Annotated in this window: 1 protein-coding gene; it reads right to left on the bottom strand. The window is 79.9% G+C overall.

What is annotated here, in order from left to right; all coding sequences use genetic code 11:
* On the bottom strand, positions 1-977 hold a 977-nt coding region (locus PYV61_RS25615), incomplete at its 3' end, for a methyl-accepting chemotaxis protein (protein ID WP_275836718.1).
* Positions 978-1129: the final 152 nt, after the last annotated feature.

Raw genomic sequence — 1129 nt, 5'->3', positions numbered from 1 at the left:
GCGGCGTCGGCCGCCTGCGCCGCGCGGCGCGCCGCCTCCGCCACCTCGTGGCGCTGCCCCTCCAGCGCCGCCGCCATCGCCTCCGTCTCGGCGCGCACCGTCTGGCCGTCGCGCGTCAGCCCGGCGCCGGCCTGGTCGAGCGCCGCCGACGCGCCGACCAGCCGCGCCGCCTCGTCGCGCACCGTCGCCAGCAGGTCGCCCAGCTGCCCCACCAGGCGGTTGTACCCCAGCTCCAGGAACCCCAGCTCGTCGCGGTGGCGGGCCGCCGCGCGCGCCGACAGGTCGCCCCCCTCGGCGCGCGCCATCGCCGTGCGGGTCGCGCGCACGCGGCGGATCAGCCGCGCGGGGAGCGGGACCACCTGCAGCGCGACGGCGAGCAGCAGCGCCGCGGCGCCGAGCACCGCGGTCGTCGGCGGCGCCGAGGCGGGGAAGAGGCGGGCGTGCCCGAAGCTCGCCACCAGGAAGCCGGCGACCGACGCCAGCGTCGCCACCCACCCGATCGCCTTGCCGCGGTCGAACGAGTACGGGACGATCGCGACCAGGTAGAGGATCGCCAGCGTCGGCGTGCCGAACACCAGGACGCTGGCGCTGATCAGCGCCGCGTCGACGACGGCGAACGTCGGCTGCAGCCACGGGCGCCACGCGCCGTGGCGGCGCGCCAGCGCGCGCGCCAGCAGCTCGGCGGCGAGGCTGACCCCCAGCGTGGCGCCGAACAGCGTCGCCATGAGCGACGGCGAGGCGTCGGTGAGCCCGGCCGCGCGCGCGGTGCCGAGCGCCGCGCCGAGGAGGAGGGCGCAGCGCCCGCGCCGGCGGGCGCCGAGGCGCAAGGTGAGCACGTCCTTCTCGCGCGGCTCGGCGGCCAGCGCGTCGGCGGCGGCCAGCTGTGGCGCGGCGGACGCCGCCGGCGCATCATCGTCGGCGGGGCGGCCGCGCGCCGCTGGCGCGCGTCTCGCCGTCGTCGGGTTCCCGACGCTCACGGGGCGGCGCGGCGGCCGGCGCGGGCGCTCACGGATCGCAGACCTGGGATCACGGCGTGATTTCCCTCTCGGAGTTCGTCGCGGCGGCGCTGGTCGCGCGCGCCGCGTCCTTGGCGGCGCACTGGCAGTCCCGCGCGCGCGCGGCCACGCCG

The sequence above is a fragment of the Roseisolibacter sp. H3M3-2 genome (assembly GCF_029211165.1).
Classification (GTDB): Bacteria; Gemmatimonadota; Gemmatimonadetes; order Gemmatimonadales; family Gemmatimonadaceae; genus Roseisolibacter.
The sequence above is the reverse complement of the archived record's forward strand: the minus strand, read 5'-3'. Positions and strand labels throughout refer to the sequence as shown.